The sequence below is a fragment of the Marinarcus sediminis (SeqCode) genome (genome assembly GCF_048571275.1).
Taxonomy (GTDB): Bacteria; Campylobacterota; Campylobacteria; order Campylobacterales; family Arcobacteraceae; genus Marinarcus; species Marinarcus sediminis.
The window spans coordinates 1,291,815-1,309,794 of the sequence record NZ_CP182357.1 but is presented as its reverse complement, the minus strand read 5'-3'; the positions used below and the strand labels follow the sequence as shown (position 1 = coordinate 1,309,794).

The window sequence follows — 17,980 nt, the reverse complement described above, 5'->3', positions numbered from 1 at the left end:
AATGGGTACAGATTTATTATCATTTATAATTTTCCTACCAGCGTTTGTGGCATTCATTTTGATGATTTCTACAACGAAGATAGAAGATGTTAGAAATATTGCGTTTATTACAACAATAATCATTCTTGTTCTTGTTTTAAAAATATATTTAAATTACGAACCAAACAGCAATATGCAGTTTGTTACGAATATCCCTTGGATTTTAAAATATGGTATTCATTACTATATCGGTGTTGATGGTTTCTCTTTAACCATTTTAATGATGATTGCGATTCTTATTCCAACGGCTTATTTGCTTTTATGGGAAGGAAGAACCAAAGGGTATTGGATCAATATGCTTTTGGTACAAACTGGGGTAACGGGAGCACTTTTATCTTTAGATGTTGTGCTTTTTTACTTCTTTTGGGAAGTTATGCTTTTACCTGTTTTCTTATTGATTGGTATCTTTGGAACAGGAAACAACATCTTTACAACCATTAAAGTAACCGTATATACCATGTTTGGATCATTGATGATGTTTGTGGGTATCATTTATTTGGGGGTTGCTTATTTCAATGAATTTGGAACTTGGAGTTTCCAATACACTGACTTAACCCATATTACCACCTTAGCTTACCAAGAGAAGTTTTGGCTATTTTTAGCGTTCTTAACCGCATTTGCAATTAAGATTCCACTTTTCCCATTTCATACTTGGATTATGGATACGTATAAAAATGCGCCTACAGGAGCCGTATTCTTACTTTCATCTATCATGGCGAAATTGGGTATCTATTCGGTTGTGCGATTTATGATTCCTCTGTTTCCTGATATCTATATTCAGTTTTCAAGTTGGTTTGTATTTATTGGATTATTTGGTTTAATCTATTTTGGTATTGCAGCGTTGATGCAAGATGACATTAAAAGAATGTTTGCTTACTCATCCGCTTCTCACCTTTCATTTATCGCAGCAGGGATTTTTTCTTTAAACGAATATGGAATCAGCGGTGCACTCTACTTGATTATTGCACATGCAATTGCAACAGGAGCTCTATTTTTACTTATTGGAATCATGTACCACCATTCAGGATTTAAAACCATTAAAGATTTGGGTGGTATTGCAAAACAAGCGCCTATTTTTACATTTATTTTTGCCATTATGTTGTTTGCCAATGTAGGGCTTCCTGGAACAAATGGGTTTGTAGCTGAATTGTTAATTATCTTTGGTGTGTATGAATTTAACCATATTTTAGGGTATATTTCAGCCATTACTGTTTTAGTTGCGGCTTCATTTATGCTTTGGATGTTTCAACGAGCCATTCTGCAAAAAAGAGAAGGCCCTGCTGTTATCATGAGAGATTTAAAAATAAAAGAGATTATCGGTCTTGCGCCTTGGGTTATTTTGGTATTTTTAATGGGTATCTATCCAGACCCATTTATTGACAAATTTGAACCATCGGTTGTGCACTACTTAACTGATATCTTAAAACTAGGAGCTGCAAAATGATGGAAATAATGAATTTAATGCCAGTTCTTACTGTTTTAGCTGGTGCGTTAACCGTAATGTTTTTCAGTATGTATGAAAAATATTCCATTAAATTTCATATAGCAATTACAACAATGTTTTTATTACTTGCATTGGGATTTGCAATTTATCCTGCGGGAGAAGTTTACTCAATTCAACCATACAGTGAATATTTTAACAATTTACTGATTTTTGATACCTACTCAAACTTCTTTCACATTGCACTTATTTTTGGTGCATTATTGGTAATTTTAATTGGTGAGCATTATGCTCAAGAACAAAAATATTTTACAGGTGAATTTTACTCAGTTTTAATGTTTTCACTCTTTGGAATGATGCTTTTAGCCAATGCCAATGAACTTATAACGGCTTATGTCGCTTTAGAAATTGCCTCATTTGCAGTCTATGTTCTCGTTGGATTTAATACAGAAAATGAAAAAAGAGTTGAAGCCATTTTCAAATATTTGGTCTTGGGTTCATTTATTGGAGCTTTTTACCTTTTAGGTGTGGTTCTTATTTTTGGAGCAACGGGTACAACGCACTTAGGTGAAATATCAACATTTATTACTGCCCACAATAACAGTGATTTGGTTTTGGTTTATATAGGAGTAACCCTTCTGTTATTTACTTTCCTTTTCAAAATTGCAGCCTTCCCATTCCAATCTTGGTTACTTGATGTCTACAGAGGGGCACCAATTTTAGTAACAGCGTATATGGCTTCGGTATTTAAACTTGCAATTTTCTCGTTTTTCTTACGTGCCTTTTTACAAAGTTTATCTTCAATGCAAGATTTCTGGGACCCAGTTTTAACGGTATTAATTGTTTTCACATTGACTTTAGGAACATGGTTAGCCATCACTCAAAAAATTGTAAAAAGAATGTTAGCTGCCTCATCAATCGTGCATACGGGATATCTGCTCTTAGCATTTATTGCCGTAGGGGAAAATATTGAGAGTGCCTATTCAATTATTTTTTATCTTATCTCATATTTGTTAACTGCCATTGGAGCATTTGGTTTGGTCTCTCATGTGATTGCTGAAACAAAAGTAAGAGTAACCTATGAGGATTTTAAAGGCTTAGCCCAAGAGAGACCATTCTTGGCTGCTATGATGACCATTTTCTTATTCTCACTGGCGGGTATTCCATCAACCATTGGGTTTATTGCAAAATTTTATGTCTTTACAGAAGCCATCAGTGCGGGTTATATCTACTTAGCCTTGTATGCTATTTTAGCAACATTTGTTTCAATCTATTACTACTTTAAACTCATTGCGATGATGTACTTCTATCCAAGTAAAAAAGAGTGTAAACAACAAGGGTTTGATGACTCAAGAATCTCAACCTATGCGATTGCATTGATTGCGATTTTAATTGTTTGGGGTGGTATTGGTTCAGCGATTCTGTTCTTCATTCCAATTCCAAGTATAGATGGCATTTTCCAGCTGGTTCAATTGTCAGTTGAATCACTTTTCATTAAATGAATTGTGTGAGAAAGTAACATCAATATCATATATTTATCATAAAGCTTAAGAACGCTTAAGTTTAATTTAAAAGCCCCTTTACTGGGGCTTTTTTATTGACATTATCCCGACATTTTCTGCTAAAATATATAAAAATGTAATCAATTTACAAGCAATATTTTGCTATACTCATGCTACAAAATTTAACTACGACAATTTTTTTAGAAACTTACATTTTTCATACATAAGTTTCTAATATTATTGCGTATTAAAAATACAAGCAAGTGAAAGGATTGACTATGAGTGACCTAATTGAAGGTTATTTAGGTAAAACAGTTGAAGGAAAGAAAAGTAGAACACCTGCGAAATTGGATTATGTTCAAAGTGCGACAGGATTGTTTCTTGGTCTTTTTATGTGGGGACACATGCTTTTTGTCTCAACAATTTTAATCAGCAAAGATTTTATGTACTCAGTGACTAAGTTTTTTGAAGGAAGCTTTATTTTCAGTGAGGGGCAACCTGTTATTGTCTCGTTTATTGCATTTATCGTATTTGTAGTTTTTATTGCACATGCTGCAATGGGAATGAGAAAACTGCCAGGTAACTTTAAGCAGTATCAAGTCATGAAAGCACATGCAAACAGTATGGGACATGAAGATACAAAATTATGGTTTACTCAAGCATTTACTGGTTTTGCAATGTTTTTCCTCGGTTCTGTACACCTTTATATTATTATGACTCACTCAGCAGCTATCGGACCATACGCTTCATCTGACAGAGTTTGGTCAGAGTGGATGTGGCCTTTATATATCCTTTTATTGTTAGCCGTAGAGTTTCATGGAACAATTGGTTTATACAGACTTTGCGTAAAATGGGGATGGTTTGATGGTGCAAATCCTAAAGCAACAAGAGCAAAATTAAAATCAATTAAAAAAATTCTTACAGTGTTTTTCTTAGTATTAGGTTTTGCAACACTTGCAGCTTATATGAAAATCGGTATGGATCATGCAGATAAAGTTGGTCAAAGATACAATCCAACAATTGCAAAAGTTGAATCAACGATTATGGAAGGGATTAAATAATGAAAATTAATTATTGTGATGCATTGGTTATTGGTGGAGGATTAGCAGGTCTTAGAGCTGCAGTTGCTGCACAAAAAAAAGGCTTAAGTACAGTTGTCTTGTCTTTAGTTCCTGTTAAGAGATCTCATAGTGCGGCTGCTCAAGGTGGTATGCAAGCAAGTTTGGGTAACTCTAAAATGTCTGATGGTGATAACGAAGATTTACACTTTGCTGATACGGTTAAAGGTTCAGACTGGGGATGTGATCAAGAAGTTGCACGTATGTTCGTACACACTGCACCAAAAGCGATTCGTGAATTAGCGGGTTGGGGTGTGCCTTGGACAAGAGTCAGAGAAGGTTCAAGAGAAGCCGTTATCAACGCTAAAAAAACTACGATTACTGAAGATGCCGACAGACATGGATTAATTACATCAAGAGATTTTGGTGGAACGAAAAAATGGAGAACCTGTTACACAGCAGATGCAACAGGACATACGATGTTATTTGGTGTTGCCAATGAAGCCTTAAAACACAATGTAGATATCAGAGACAGAAAAGAAGCCTTAAGTTTAATTCATGAAAATGGAAGATGTTATGGAGCGGTTGTCAGAGATTTAATTACAGGGGACTTAGAAGCGTATGTTGCTAAGGGAACATGTATTGCTACAGGTGGATATGGAAGAGTATTTAAACAAACAACCAATGCGGTTATTTGTGAAGGTACTGGTCAAGCCATTGCACTTGAAACAGGAATTGCTACTTTGGGAAATATGGAAGCAGTTCAATTTCACCCAACGCCAATCGTACCATCAGGGATTTTATTAACTGAAGGGTGTAGAGGTGATGGTGGAATCTTAAGAGACGTTGACGGTCACAGATTTATGCCTGATTATGAGCCTGAGAAAAAAGAATTGGCTTCAAGAGACGTTGTTTCAAGAAGAATGATTGAGCACATCAGAAATGGTAAAGGTGTACCTTCTCCATACGGTGATCACATTTGGTTAGATATCTCTATTTTAGGTCGAGAACACATTGAAAAGAATTTAAGAGATGTACAAGAAATTTGTCAAATCTTTAACGGTATTGATCCAGCCGATGAAGGTCCAAAAGGTTGGGCTCCAGTACTGCCAATGCAACACTACTCTATGGGTGGTATCAGAACAAAACCAACAGGTGAATCTGAAACATTAAGCGGTCTTTTTGCGTGTGGTGAAGCAGCTTGTTGGGATATGCACGGGTTTAACAGACTTGGAGGAAACTCTGTTTCTGAAACCGTTGTTGCAGGTATGATTATTGGTAACTATTTTGCAGATTACTGTATTGAAAATGATGTAACGATTCCTACAAAAACCATTCAAAAATTTGTGGATGAGCAAGACAAATATTTAGATGACATCTTAGCTTATACAGGAACAGAAGATATCTTCAAAATCAAAAACAGAATGAAACAACTCATGGATGATAAAGTTGGAATCTTTAGAGATGGTCCACACTTAGCCGAAGCAGTTGTTGAACTGGAAGAGTTATTGAAAAAAACAAAACAGATCAATGTTAAATCTAAAGTCAGAGCAGGAAATCCAGAACTTGAAGAAGCGTACAGAGTACCTAGAATGTTAAAAGTAGCACTTTGTGTTGCTGTGGGTGCACGAGATAGAACAGAGTCAAGAGGAGCACACTACCGAGAAGATTACTTAAAAAGAGACGATGCAAATTGGTTGAATAGAACATTAACTTCTTGGCCAGATGCTTCTGCAACGCTTCCAACTGTTACTTATCAACCATTGGATATTATGACCATGGAAATGCCACCAGCATTCAGAGGTTATGGAGCTAAAGGTATGATCATTGAGCATGAAGATTCTGCAAAACGACAAGCAGAAGTTGATGAAATAACTGAAAAAATGCAAGCAGAAGGTAAAAACAGACATGAAATCCAACATACATTAATGCCATTTGATTTACCTATGAACTACAAAGAACTAAACGAAAGAGCAGGAGATAAATAATGAGCACACCTAAAGGTAGAGAAATAACCATTTCAGTACTTAAGTTCAATCCTAAAAGTGCGGTTTCAAAACCACACTTTGTTGACTACAAATTAGAAGAGACTCCAGGGATGACTCTGTTTATTGCCTTATCAAAAATCAGAGAAGAGTTAGATGCAGATTTGTCGTTTGATTTCGTTTGTAGAGCTGGTATTTGTGGTTCTTGTGGTATGGTTGTTAATGGTAAACCTACTCTTGCTTGTAGAACACTTATTGCAAACTATCCAGAAGGGAAATTGACACTTATGCCAATGCCTGCATTTGAATTGATCAAAGATTTATCGGTTAATACAGGTAAATGGATGGATGCCATGTCTAAAAGAGTGGAATCATGGGTTCATACAAATCATAAACCAGATATCAGCAAATTAGAAGAAAAAATCGATCCAGATATTGCCGATCAAACATTTGAATTAGACAGATGTATTGAGTGTGGAATTTGTGTTGCTTCTTGTGGAACAGTACTTATGAGACCAGACTTTGTAGGACCAGTTGGACTTAACAGAGTAGCAAGATTTGAAGTGGATCCACACGACAACAGAACGGCGGATGATTTTTATGAATTAGTCGGTGATGACAATGGAATTTTTGGGTGTATGTCATTAATGGCATGTGAAGATCACTGTCCAAAACATTTACCACTACAAAATAAAATTGCTTACTTACGAAGACAATTAGTCGCGTTAAGATAATCACACCATACGAAGGATTTTCCTTCGTATGACTTTATTAAAAGAGTATAAAAAGTTAATTGCCTCCTTGGGTGATTAACTTTTTATATTTATACTCAATTGCTTTATACGGAGAGAATATGAACTTAGCCAATGATTACTTTTTGCTCTATCATGGTATACAAATAGATAAAACCACATCTTTTAACACCACCAAACGAAAAATGCATAAAGATTTTTTTGACATTGCAGCATTGGCGCTGTGTCCCACACGAAAAGATGCACAAAATTTTATCACACTTAATTCATTTAAAGTTTTAATCGAACAAATTTCAGATAAAGCACCTCACAATCTCAATGACTTAAATCAACTGCAACATGGACTTTTAGATGCAATCAGTAAAGATACTCAAAAAGAGGATATAGAAAAGCTCAATAAAGCCTTTACTTATCTTAAAGATCAAGAGATCATCAATGAAGCCAATTACACTAAACTCATGTCTTTGTTTGATCCAACGGAAGTGGAATATGCCCAAGAGCAAGAGTCATTTGGTTCAACCATAACTCACAACACAAAATCGTTTCAAGAACACAAAGATGAAATTGAACAGCTTATTCGTGAACTGCACAGTTGTTTTAATTCTAATGAGTATAAAACAGAACTTGATGAAACTTCAGAGTATATCAACAATCAAAAATTCTCAATTGGAATTACTGGGGTGATGAATGCCGGTAAATCTACCATGCTGAATGCCCTTATGGGGAAAGAGATTTTAGGCAGTGCTGTTGTACCTGAGACCGCAAATTTAACCATAGTAAAGTATGATAATCAACCCAGTGCAAAAGTATTTTTCTGGAATACCCAAGAGTGGAATAAAATCATCAGAAGTGGTCAAGAACTTGAATCAATTGCCCAATTTGTCAAAGAGACCCAATCCATTTTTGGGGATGAACTCAACGCATATATCCAAGACGAATCCAAATCAGATGATGTAGATATCAACCAATTGGCGCTTTATACTTCAGCAGAAGCCAGCGGTAAAAAGTGTAACTTGGTCAAATATGTAGAACTCAAATCCAACTTAGATTTTTTGGCCAATGGCATTGAAATCGTAGATACACCAGGGCTTGATGACCCTGTAATTCAAAGAGAAGAGATTACCAAAGAGTATTTGGCACAATGTGATTTAATGTTGCATTTAATGAATGTATCACAAAGTGCTACACTCAAAGATGTTGAGTTTATCATCGATGCCCTGCTCTATCAAAATATTTCAAAACTTTTAATTGTCATCACACGCGCAGATACTGTTTCACAGCAAGAGCTTCAAGAGGTGATTGATTACACCAAAGCCTCTATTGAACAACAACTCAAAGCACAAAACAAAGACAGCAAACTCGATTACATTTTAAATACCATTAAATTTATTCCCATCTCTGGGAAAATGGCACTTCTGCACAGAACAGGACGTGAACAAGAAGCTTTAGATGCGGGGTTTAAAATTGAAGATACCGGTATTTTGGAGATTGAAAACTATCTTAATGAGACCCTTTTTGGAACACATTCAAGTAAATCAGAGCTGATCATAAAATCCGCCAAAGCAAAACTTTTTAAAAGCATCACCAAAGAGTTAAAATCACTCAATTATGAAATCATTTTACTCTCTAAGTCAAAAGAGGAGTTAGAGGCCGATTTAGAAGAGTTTAATAACACCAAAAACACCAATGAAAAAATATTCCAAGCCATGAGAGAAGACATTCACGTGTATAAAAATGAAGCAAAAAACTACATTGAAACACTTGAAACTTTTATTATTAATGAACTCTTAGATTTGCAAACACTCATTAAACAAAGAGTCTTTAATGATGTGCGATACTCCTATGAAAAAACCAAAAAGAAACCTGCAAGTTCAAGAATCAAGACCATAATTGAGACCGCAATAAAAGATGGAATCATTGATATAATCCGAGATTATCGGTATAAATTCATCAAAAAATCCCAAGATATTGGTGAAATTTGTGAACAAAAATATCACGATTTTGGCTTTACATTAGGGCATAAAAATGATAATTTTGATGCCAGAGGTTTCTTTCAAGACGATTTTAAAACAGGCTTTTTAACCACTTCAAATGAGGTCTTAATTACAAAAATAGTCAATGAAGTCTCAAACAGTAAAGCCAATAAACTCAGTGAACTCGACAGAAATATTGAAAAATATATCAAAGATGAGTTTGAACCCATTGAATCAAACATCAAAGAAAAAACCAACAGCCTTGCCATTTCATTGACAGAAAACTTTTTTAAAGAGCTTCAAGAGCCACTGGTTGTTTTTGAACAGAAACTGCAAAAAGATGAAAAATCACTTCAAAATCGAATCAAAACCTTTGAAGAGAATGAAAAAAACAAAGAGAGTATGACCCTTGAGTTGCACAAAAAAATCAAACGACTTGAACTTATTAACAAAGGACTTAAATCATGAGTATCTTAAGCAATTTTGTTAAAGAGTTTAAAACTGCCTATGCCAAAAAAGAGGAAGTATTTGAAGAAGGATTAGTCGGAGAGATCAAAAAAGTCAGAGCTGCACTGCTTGATCCAAAATTTTTGCCCTCTTCACGATTGGAAGCCATTTTAGACAAACAAATCAGACGAGCCAGATACCCAATGGAAGTAGCCATTACGGGTCAATTTTCTGCAGGTAAATCAACTTTCTTAAATGCCTTACTTTCACGAAACATTCTTCCAACTGGAATTACACCCGTTACGTCAAAAGTAAACTTTATTAATTATGGGGAAGAGTATAAACTCAAAATCACCTATAAATCAGGTGCAGAAGAGTACCACAGCATTGAAAACATTGCAGCATTTACGGATCAACGACAAAAAGAGATGGATGAAATTAAGTATTTAACGCTTTATGCTCCCATGGATATTTTAAAAGATATTTCATTTGTTGATACCCCAGGATTAAATTCACAAAGCCAACATGACACAGAAACCACAAGAAAAGTGTTAAGAGATGTCGGCGGTATTATCTGGTTAACACTCATTGATAATGCAGGAAAAATGAGTGAAGCAGAAGTGTTAGATGAGTACATGGAAAACTTCAAAAACAAATCTTTGTGCGTCTTAAACCAAAAAGATAAATTTACCCCCGAACAAGTTGAAACTACCACCCAGTACATCAAAGAGAGATTCTCAAAATATTTTGCACAAGTCACACCCATTTCTGCAAAAATGGCACTGAAAGCAAGAGCTTTAGAACAAGATATTTTAATCACCACAGAGTACAACAAAATTGTCGAAGAGTTTAAAAAAGATTTACGGGAAAACGATGTTGAAGATTTGCACTTCTTTGATGCAAAATTCAAACACTACAAAGATGAAATCAATCGAATCAAGAACAGTGATGCAAGCGACAATACCAAACTCATTAAAGAGTCCAATATTCAAGAAGTGCTTGATTTTATTGAAAATACCATACGCCCACAAGCTGCAGAGGCCAAAGAGTTTGCCATTAAAAAAGATTTACGAAGCTTTTGTGATATTTTAATCAAAGAGTATGAGACCATCATTGGGGTTTTTAACAGTCTGTCCGATATATTAAAAAGCAGTGAAGAGGAGATATTAACAGGATTTGATAACATCCATAAAACCTACTCAAAAGAGCTGTTTACTATTTATAATGCCTTAGGTGCCATCATGGAAAAAATGGCCAATGAAACCTATAAAAATATCAAAAAACAAAAAGCCTATCGATATGAAGAAAAGAGTTCATTTTTAAGCAAAGACAAATACGAACGTATTGAATATGAAACCTATTGGATTGATTCAGACAATGTGTATAAAAGCCTTTTCTACGATGATCAAACCATTGATAAAATGTTTAAACGAACCATTAGAGATTTGAAACAAGTGCAAATTGATTCTGATGAAGCATTTAGAAATGTCTATCGTGTATTAAAACATAAAGTACAGCGATGGCAAGAGCCTTATGAGTTGATTAAAAAACACCGAGAGATCTCTTCAGATTCAGAGTTTTCAATTACTCGACACTTTGCAGCAAAAGCGTATGAAAATATTTTAAGAAATTATCATCGAGCCATTTTGGAAAACATATCGGCCTTAAAGAAAAAGTTTGCTTATTTTAATGGCGCTTTGAGTTACAGCTATATCCAAACCACACAAGCCACCATTGCACACTTTGAACAACAAATTGCAGACTCAATTGCCTTGTATGAAAAAGAGCCCAGAAAGTTTCCCATTTATCACCCAAGAGAAGATGAAATTCTCACCAAACTCAAAGCCAATTTTGGGTTTGAAAAGATTGAGGACTTTTTAACCTCAAAACGAAATTACCTCTTTAAAATCATCAAATACTCTAAAGAACAATATTTGGACATCAATGCAAAACAGATTGAATTTGTCCAATCCAAACGAAGCCAATATCTTCAAAAGATTGAGGACTTAGAGTCAATTAAAGCCAGCATTTAATGACTCTTCGCCACTGATGAAACCCTTTACCCTTTTTTCAACGACACTGTTTGCCATACTTTTCATCTATACGCACGTGTTAGGAGAAGTCAAAACCATACAGCTCATTGTGGATGAGTTTTGGTTCATTTTAGCGCTTTTCCCTTTTAGTCTGCTGCTCTTTTATTCCAAATACAAAGTGAAACATTATGAGGTAACAATTCCCGTACAAACCATGACCTTTAAAACATCGGTTATTTTTTTTCTCTTTTTTGAAGTGATTGATTATTTCAACCAAGATGGATTTGAAGGGATGATTTCTCAATGGTTTTTTTATTGGATTATGGGATTACTGAGTTTATGTCTCATTGAGACAGTAACCAATTTTAAAATATACAAACTCTCACAACTCAAAAAGCCCCAGTAGTTATACTGAAGCTCTTTTATTATTCATCACTATTAAGGCCACACCAATGAGTGCTGCAATAAAAGATGCCATAAATACACCCAATTTCACTGCATCAATTAAACTTTGATCTAAAAAGGCCAAATGGGTAATAAAAATGGACATGGTAAATCCAATACCCCCTAAAAATCCAACCGCAATCACGTCACTCCACGCAATATCATCTGGTTTTTTTACAATACCAAATTTTGTGGCGAAAAATGTGAAAGTAAAAATACCAATAGGTTTACCAATAATTAAACCAAAAACTACACCCAAAACAATTGTAATGTGTTCAAAAAAACTTGAAAATTCAATGGCAACACCCGCATTTGAAAAAGCAAAAAGTGGCATAATTAAAAAAGCGGAAATATTGTGTAAATTGTGTTCGAGTTTCACCAATGGATTTTGTACGCTATCATACCCATGTGCAATATTCTCTAACGCATCAATTTGATGATGAGAGAGTATGTCATCAGTTGTTGAGTGTGATTTAAAAGTATCCAAAGCAAGTGCCGCATTTAATACAAAACGCTTTTCATCTATTTTTGACTTAATGGGAACGGCAAATGCCAAAAGAACACCGGCTACAGTCGCGTGAATTCCAATTTTATGAATAAAAATCCACAAAAACAGACCCAAAATCAAATAGGGCCACAGTTTGGTCACCCCTTTAATGTTTAACAACCATATTAACGCATAAATCACAAATGCATGAATAAAATAGATGGTGTGAATTTCAGAGGTATAAACCGTAGCAACCACTAAAACAGCACCCAAATCATCCACAACGGCCAGTGCCACCAAAAAAAGTTTAATTGCCGGATTGACCTTTTTCCCTAAAAGCATTAAAATTCCCAAAGCAAACGCAATATCTGTTGCCATAGGAATACCAAAACCCAAAGGGGCATCACGATTAAATGCCACATAAATAAGTGCGGGAACAATCATTCCCCCTAAAGCAGCAACAACAGGGAATGATGCCTTTTGAACGGAAGACAATTCGCCACAAATCAACTCTCTTTTGATCTCTAATCCCACCATCAAAAAAAACAGTGCCATTAATCCATCATCAATCCAATGCGTTAAGTCCATTGAAATGGTTGAGCCACCAAAAGTGACCCCTAAAGGCATATGCCATAAAGCAGTATACGCCTCTGCTAAACTTGAATTTGCGACAACTACTGCTAAAAAAGTTGCTATAAAAAGTATGATTCCACTTAAAGACTCTTTTGATATATATTCTTGAAATGTTTCTATATATTTGACCATCATTTTTCCTTAATAAAGTAAGATTATTGTATCAATCGATTCTTATTTTTACGTTAAAGCAGAAAATTATTTGAAAGAAGAGGTATCAGTTTTTGTTAATTTTAAAAGCAAAATAGATGCTGATGATTAAAAAAATAGCTAAATAAAGATAAGGATTTTCAGGAGCTGACATATTTGATTTTAAAAAAGAGGAGTTTTACTCCCCTTTTTCTTCCTCTTTTTTGTCGCATGATTCTTTACAACACGATGTATTGATTTTTAAAGGGCAATAGAGTGGACACCAACCAATCAATGCTGTTCCTAATGGAATTAATCCAATAACTCCTAACCAACTTTGTGCAATAAGCCCATATGCAATGATAGCTACACCAATAACAATTCTAATAATTTTGTCAATTTTCCCAACGTTTTTTTGCATTATTTCATCCTTTTAATATAATATAAAATTATACAATAAAATACTATCTTTTAGTCACTTAAATTCATGTAATATTATATTTTAATCTTTAGTACCCAATGGAATAGTAAGGGTAAAAAGTGCACCTTTCTGCCTTTTTTCATTATAATCATACTCAACATTTAAAGCTTCAATGGTTCCATCCATGTGTTTGGTAATAATTTCTTGACTCATATATAAACCAATTCCTGTACCATCTTTGGCTTTTTTTGTAGAAAAATAGGGTTCAAATATTCTATTGATATCTGCAATAGAAATGCCATTGCCGTTATCTTTTATTTTAATCACTAAGCATTCATTCTCTACCAATGTTTCAATAAAAATAAGTTTTTCATCGCTTTTTTCATCCAATTCATCTTTGGCATTATTTAAAATATTAATTAAGACCTGTATCAACTCATTTTTAAACGTACACACTTCTATTGGTTGAATATTTTTTATAATCGTAATCCCACGATTTTTAAACTGTGAGTTGACCAACATCAGAGTTTTCTCAATTACCTCTTCTATGACAAAATGTTGTTTCTTTTTTTCAGATTTAAAAAAATTCCTAAAGTCATCAATGGTTTGTGACAAATATTGAGCAGAGTGATTGATATTGTTAACAACACTTTCAAACTCTTGTTTTGTTAAATTTCCCATCTCATGCTTAATGCCTAAGCCCGTAATACTGGTTGTAATAACCGACAATGGTTGTCTCCATTGATGGGCAATATTACTTATCATTTCACCCATCGCTGCCATTTTTGACTGTTGTGCCATGATATTTTGTTGCATAGAGTTTTGTTCAATTTGTTTTTGGATACTTTTTTTATACTCCGTAAACTTATTTTTCAAGATGTGTGATATATACGTAGAAACAATTAACAAAATCGTACTTGCTATGAATGTAATGATAAAAATTCTGAACAAATGTGCTTCAAAATTTTTACTGGCACTCTCTTTCATCTCTTTTAAAGTTATACGTAAATCATCTTCATAAAAACCATTTCCAATAATCCAATGCCAAGCTTGAATTCCATCAACATAGCTTGTCTTTTCTACAAATTTTTGACTGTTTTTATTATGAATATAGGTCAAAAAACCACCACTTTTTTGCGCCAATTCTTTAAATTTAGGAAAAATCTCTTTTGTTGTCGTTTGTTGAAAAAAATGATCATTTTTAGATGCAGGCATCGTGTTATCTTCAAAGCTAAAAATATTTTTCCCTTGAAATGCTTTATTGGGATAAAGCAATAAATCTCCCTCATAATTTACTATGAACAAATAGGAATTATGCCAAGAATTCATGCGTTCAAGATTTTCTAAAACATCTTTTTTAAAATCTTCTTCAAATTCATCAACATACTCTCCCGTACCAATAAACCAATTGTAGGGTTTAAAATGAATGTTAAACCCTATTTTTTTATGCGCATGGTCTAAATCGTTAGGTTTGGGAAACCACCACGTTAAAAAGCTCTCACCAGTTGGCTCCAAAGAGGCAATAATATCTCGTCCCAAATAACGCCCCTTTGCATCCTTGAAATTGTAGACATTTTCCCCTTCCAAACTGGGATTTATGGGCAATAAAATACATGTATAATCATAATTATAAATAAAAAAATAGCCACGACCATTATTAAATCGAATATTTCGTAAAGCATCTTTTATGAGTTTCGTAACTTCTTTTTCACCCTTGTGTTTATTTTGTCTATATATCTCCATTACAATGTCATGCGCTTCATAAATGCGCTCTTTTAAACTCTGTTTTAATTTCTCTTCAATCAAAGAGTGTTCTTTTAAAATATAACTTTTAATTTTTTCTGTTTCTATTTTAATCCGCTCTTTGTTTGATGCAATAAAGTTTTTTTGCAATTTTATTTTATTTTCTTCATATACAACTTTATTCTCAAAATATGACAAAATTAAAATAGAGAGTGCTAAAACAATCACAAAAGCACTGGGAGCATATTTAATTATTTTTAAAATAGTCTGTTCATTCTTATACAGCATGCAAAATCCTTTATAAAAATCGCACTCTTTTATTCATCGCATCTGAAGATATTCTATCATATTTTAATCAACATTTTCAAATGGCTTTATGATATAATCGACTGATGAATAAATTGCGCTATATAAATCACTATCCACAACACCTGCAAGAACAAGTTCAAGCACTCATTGATAAACAAAGTTTAACGCACTATATAAAAAATAAATACCCCACCACTCATACCATTACAACCGATAAACTGCTCTACAATTATGTCATGGAGTTTAAAAATCAATACTTTAAAAAACAGCAAATCGACAAAGTACAATTCGATGGAAAAATCAATGTCATTAACAATGCGTTGGGTATGCATACATTCATTTCAAGGGTTCAAGGCAATAAACTTAAATCAAAAAATGAGATACGAGTTGCCACCTTGTTTAAAAGTGTTCCTGAAGCCTTTTTGGAAATGATTGTGGTTCATGAACTGGCACATTTAAAAGAGAAAGAGCACAATAAAGCTTTTTATAAACTCTGCAGTTTTATGCAAAAAAATTATGCACAAGTTGAATTTGACTTGAGACTTTATTTGACTCATATTGATATTTTTGGAAAAATTTATTGAAAAAAATCCAATGCACAACTCTTTTTATCAAGATGATATAAGTAAACATTTCAAACCCTTTTCGGGTAATAACGTAACACGTATAAAAAAAATATTTTAAAATGAGACATATGGGCATAAACTGCCAAGGAATAGGCAGTTGTATCTTTTTTATACTTTTCTTACACTCAAAAGAGTTCAAATTATGTCCCATATATACACAAAGAAGCCATAATTATATGGTTATTACCCTATGATTAGGTTTCAAATAGCATAAGTTTAGCAATCTATTATTTATGTTTAATTTTCATTTAACATAGATTTTGAGAAACTAACGAAAATTAAAAAATTGGAGAAATTATGAAAGCTTCAGATTTATTTGTAAAAGCCTTAGAAAACGAAGGCGTTGAATATATTTTTGGAATACCGGGCGAAGAAAATTTAGACTTTTTAGAATCTTTAAGAGAATCAAAAATTAAATTGATTTTAACCAGACATGAACAAGGTGCAGGTTTCATGGCAGCAACATATGGAAGACTCACAGGAAAAGTGGGAGTATGTTTGGCAACACTTGGCCCTGGAGCTACTAACTTTGTAACAGCTGCAGCCTATGCACAACTGGGTGGAATGCCTATGATGATGATTACAGGTCAAAAACCCATCAAAAAATCTAAACAAGGACGATTTCAAATTGTTGACATCGTTAACATGATGAAACCCGTAACAAAATATGCAAAAACGGTGGTTAATGGAAACAATATTCCATCAATGGTAAGAGAAGCCTTTAAATTAGCAACCACGGAAAGACCGGGTGCTGTTCATATTGAGTTACCAGAAGATATTGCAGATGAAGAAGTTGATTTCAATATTTATCCTGTTCAAAACGTACGATACCCAAAAGCAGACAATCACACAATATCTGATGCAGTAAAAATGATTGAAAAAGCCAAAAGACCACTTTTATTAATTGGGGCTGGTGCAAACAGAAACCGAATTGGTGATGCATTAACCAATTTTGTCAATGAAACAGGAATTCCATTTTTCTCTACTCAAATGGGTAAAGGGGTGGTTGATGAAAACCACAAATTGTGTCTGTCAACAGCAGCATTATCAAAAGATGACTTTATTCACTGTGCGATTGAAAGAGCCGATTTAATTATCAATGTCGGACATGATGTCATTGAAAAACCACCCTTTTTTATGGAAAATACACCCGATGCTACAAAAGTCATTCACATGAACTTTTTCCCATCTGAAGTTGATGACACCTACTTCCCACAATTAGACGTCATTGGTGATATTGCATCAAATGTAAACAGTTTGTCAAATGCCCTTTCAAGACAAGAACACTGGGATTTTGATTATTACATCAGATTAGCAGAAGAGATCAGAACACGATTAAGCAAATATTTTGGAGATACACGATTCCCAATTTTACCTCAAAAAGCAGTAAGAACAATCAGACAAACTTTAGCAGCTGAAGATATTGTAACACTGGATAATGGTGTGTATAAAATCTGGTTTGCAAGAAACTACCGATGTGCACAACCAAATACACTCTTACTGGATAATGCACTTGCAACTATGGGAGCAGGTCTTCCTTCTGGAATGGCTGCAAAAATGGTTAATCCAAACTCAAAAGTTGTTGCCGTTTGTGGAGATGGTGGATTTATGATGAATTCACAAGAGATGGAAACAGCCGTAAGACTTAATCTGGATTTAACTGTGGTTATTTTAAATGACAACTCATACGGAATGATCAAATGGAAACAAGCGGGTATGGGATTTGAAAACTTCGGACTTGATTTGGGTAACCCAGATTTCGTTAAATACGCAGAAGCGTATGGAGCAACAGGTCACCGACCAACATCGTGTGAAGATTTTGCCCAAACTTTAGAAAAATGTGTTAATGGCAAAGGGGTACATTTAATTGATTTAGCTGTAGATTATTCGTTAAATCACTCTATTTTAAATGATCTTTTAGCCAATAAACAGTGTATGCTATAATACGAAAACAACAA

At 34.1% G+C, this 17,980-nt stretch carries 13 protein-coding genes; 10 read left to right on the top strand and 3 right to left on the bottom strand.

The genetic code is table 11. The annotated features are described in order from the left end of the window. Position 1 precedes the first annotated feature (1 nt). The 8 genes from ACNI3C_RS06560 to ACNI3C_RS06525 all read left to right on the top strand — a co-directional run bounded on the left by ACNI3C_RS06560 (position 2) and on the right by ACNI3C_RS06525 (position 11,636). A complete protein-coding gene (locus ACNI3C_RS06560) occupies positions 2-1,483 on the top strand; it encodes a complex I subunit 4 family protein (protein WP_419769021.1) in 1,482 nt (493 codons plus the stop codon). Further along, positions 1,480-2,982 carry an NADH-quinone oxidoreductase subunit N gene (locus ACNI3C_RS06555; protein ID WP_419769020.1) on the top strand — a complete coding sequence of 501 codons (1,503 nt, stop codon included), beginning with the start codon at positions 1,480-1,482 and terminating at the stop codon, positions 2,980-2,982. Before ACNI3C_RS06560 ends, ACNI3C_RS06555 begins: the two co-directional genes overlap by 4 nt. A 278-nt stretch (positions 2,983-3,260) precedes the next feature. After that, entirely contained in the window at positions 3,261-4,043 is a 783-nt protein-coding gene (locus tag ACNI3C_RS06550; RefSeq protein ID WP_419769019.1) for a fumarate reductase cytochrome b subunit, read from the top strand. Further along, positions 4,043-6,028 (top strand): fumarate reductase flavoprotein subunit, encoded by a 1,986-nt coding sequence (locus tag ACNI3C_RS06545; protein WP_419769018.1) that lies wholly within the window; start codon positions 4,043-4,045, stop codon positions 6,026-6,028. The genes ACNI3C_RS06550 and ACNI3C_RS06545 overlap by 1 nt, the downstream gene beginning before the upstream one ends. After that, positions 6,028-6,759 (top strand): fumarate reductase iron-sulfur subunit, encoded by a 732-nt coding sequence (locus ACNI3C_RS06540; RefSeq protein ID WP_419769017.1) that lies wholly within the window; start codon positions 6,028-6,030, stop codon positions 6,757-6,759. Before ACNI3C_RS06545 ends, ACNI3C_RS06540 begins: the two co-directional genes overlap by 1 nt. Before the next feature lie 119 nt (positions 6,760-6,878). Next, complete coding sequence (locus ACNI3C_RS06535) at positions 6,879-9,218, top strand: dynamin family protein (RefSeq protein ID WP_419769016.1); 2,340 nt, start codon at positions 6,879-6,881, stop codon at positions 9,216-9,218. Next, entirely contained in the window at positions 9,215-11,230 is a 2,016-nt protein-coding gene (locus ACNI3C_RS06530; RefSeq protein WP_419769015.1) for a dynamin family protein, read from the top strand. Before ACNI3C_RS06535 ends, ACNI3C_RS06530 begins: the two co-directional genes overlap by 4 nt. Before the next feature lie 16 nt (positions 11,231-11,246). Further along, positions 11,247-11,636 carry a hypothetical protein gene (locus ACNI3C_RS06525; protein ID WP_419769014.1) on the top strand — a complete coding sequence of 130 codons (390 nt, stop codon included), beginning with the start codon at positions 11,247-11,249 and terminating at the stop codon, positions 11,634-11,636. On the opposite strand, the gene nhaA is transcribed toward ACNI3C_RS06525, so the two are convergent. From nhaA to ACNI3C_RS06510, 3 genes are all read right to left on the bottom strand, one after another. Beyond that, entirely contained in the window at positions 11,637-12,926 is a 1,290-nt protein-coding gene (gene nhaA, locus ACNI3C_RS06520; protein WP_419769013.1) for a Na+/H+ antiporter NhaA, read from the bottom strand. It lies immediately after the preceding gene. A gap of 196 nt (positions 12,927-13,122) precedes the next feature. Beyond that, positions 13,123-13,344 carry a YgaP family membrane protein gene (locus ACNI3C_RS06515; RefSeq protein WP_419769012.1) on the bottom strand — a complete coding sequence of 74 codons (222 nt, stop codon included), beginning with the start codon at positions 13,342-13,344 and terminating at the stop codon, positions 13,123-13,125. 81 nt (positions 13,345-13,425) lie between these two features. Continuing rightward, positions 13,426-15,375 carry a sensor histidine kinase gene (locus ACNI3C_RS06510; protein ID WP_419769011.1) on the bottom strand — a complete coding sequence of 650 codons (1,950 nt, stop codon included), beginning with the start codon at positions 15,373-15,375 and terminating at the stop codon, positions 13,426-13,428. 113 nt (positions 15,376-15,488) lie between these two features. On the opposite strand from ACNI3C_RS06510, the gene ACNI3C_RS06505 reads away from it, so the two are divergent. Beyond that, entirely contained in the window at positions 15,489-15,980 is a 492-nt protein-coding gene (locus ACNI3C_RS06505; RefSeq protein ID WP_419769010.1) for a YgjP-like metallopeptidase domain-containing protein, read from the top strand. Positions 15,981-16,319: 339 nt separating this feature from the next. Continuing rightward, positions 16,320-17,966 (top strand): acetolactate synthase large subunit, encoded by a 1,647-nt coding sequence (locus ACNI3C_RS06500; RefSeq protein WP_419769009.1) that lies wholly within the window; start codon positions 16,320-16,322, stop codon positions 17,964-17,966. Positions 17,967-17,980: the final 14 nt, after the last annotated feature.